Genomic DNA, 1,618 nt, shown 5'->3' with positions numbered 1-1,618 from the left:
GCGTGGGTGCCGGTGGCGATTACGCCAACCTCGACGCGCTGGTAATGGATGCCACCAACACCCTGATCGCGCCGTGGTATCAGGAAGATCCGGAGCTGGTAGTAATCTGCGGTCGTCAGTTGCTGGCCGACAAGTATTTCCCGCTGGTCAATCAGGAACAGCCCAACACCGAAGCGCTGGCCGCCGATCTGATTATCAGCCAGAAGCGCATCGGCAACCTGCCCGCTGTGCGCGTGCCGTACTTCCCGGCGGATGCGCTGCTGATTACGCGCATGGATAACCTGTCGATCTACTGGCAGGAAGACACACACCGCCGCCATATGGTGGAAAACGCCAAGCGCGATCGCATCGAAAACTATGAGTCCATCAACGAGGACTATGTGGTGGAGGATTACGCCTGCGGCTGTCTGGTGGAGAACATCGAGCTGTTGGCCGTCAAGCCGACCGAGCCAAAAACCAAGGCTGCACTGCTGAACTCTGATGATGACATTAAGGCGTTTGCCGGTGCCCTTGTTGAAGCCGTCAAAGTTGCCGCTGCGCCAGCGGAGCCTGCCGCTGATACCGAGGTGAAAGCCCCGGAGGAGGCACCGGCAGACGACAAAGCGAAAGGCGGTAAATAACCATGACCAGCCCTGCCCGCCGTCACCTTATGCGCCAGTCAGCGGTCGAGGCCGCGCAGCGGGAGAATGACCCGCTGCGACACGCCAACGGCTATGAACGGATGATGCTTAAACTCAATGAAGATAAGCGAAAGCTCAAAAGGTGCGCTCACAAGAGCGTAAAGCCGAACTCAAGCGCCAACTGCTGCCGGACTATGCCCCCTGGGTTGCCGGTGTGCTGGCCGAAGGTCGTGGCGCGCAGGACGCCATTCTGATGACGGTCATGATCTGGCGTCTGGATGCCGGGGATATTCCCGGCGCGCTGGACATCGCCCGCTATGCGCTGCGCTACCAGTTGGCGCCGCCGGGCAATTTCGCGCGCTCCACGCCATACCTCATCGCAGAAGACGTCGCCGAGTCTGCCACCCGCGCCTTTGAGGCCGGGGAGCCGGTCAACATTGACCACCTCACGCAGACGATGGAACTCACCGACGCAGAAGACATGCCCGACCAAGTGCGCGCCAAGTTGCACAAAATCACCGGGTACGTCTTGCGCGCGGCGGGCAGGGCTGAACTGGCATTGAACCACCTTAAGCGCGCGCTGCAGTTGCATAACGGCTGCGGCGTGAAAAAGGACATTGAACGGCTGGAGCGGGCAATACGCACCACCGCCAGCCGCTGACAGAACGCGCCCCGCGCCGGGCGGCACGACGGCCGCGACAGGTTTCACCTCTTCAACGCCGTCGTCCACCGCCCCCTAACTTTCTGAGGTCATATGAGCACCGTTGTGATTAAGCGGCCACGCCCGGACGCGCCAGCACCGCGCCCGGAGGATGAGCCGATCGTTAAAAACGTCTTTTTCTGGCCGGACATTGACCCGGCGGACGTGCGCGACGTGATGCGCATTGAAGGCACCATCACCGCCCCGCGCCTGCGGCTGGCAATTAAAAGCGCGATCGCGGAGGTGAACGCCGAGCTGTTCACTTTCCGCCGCGACCAGATGGCCGACGGCTATCAGC

3 protein-coding genes are annotated in these 1,618 nt (G+C 61.5%); all 3 read left to right on the top strand.

The window, feature by feature from the left end; all coding sequences use genetic code 11:
* The coding region (locus AEAC466_RS43400; protein WP_023460294.1) for a P2 family phage major capsid protein at window positions 1-620 on the top strand (620 nt) is incomplete at its 5' end.
* 142 nt (window positions 621-762) lie between these two features.
* Window positions 763-1,281 (top strand): phage terminase small subunit, encoded by a 519-nt coding sequence (gpM, locus tag AEAC466_RS43395; protein ID WP_200864002.1) that lies wholly within the window; start codon window positions 763-765, stop codon window positions 1,279-1,281.
* Window positions 1,282-1,374: 93 nt separating this feature from the next.
* Window positions 1,375-1,618, top strand: a 244-nt coding sequence (locus tag AEAC466_RS43390) for a head completion/stabilization protein (RefSeq protein ID WP_023460293.1), incomplete at its 3' end; no start/stop codon positions are given.

It is taken from the genome of Asticcacaulis sp. AC466 (assembly GCF_000495815.1).
GTDB lineage: Bacteria > Pseudomonadota > Alphaproteobacteria > Caulobacterales > Caulobacteraceae > Asticcacaulis.
This window is presented reverse-complemented; position numbering and strand designations above follow the sequence as displayed.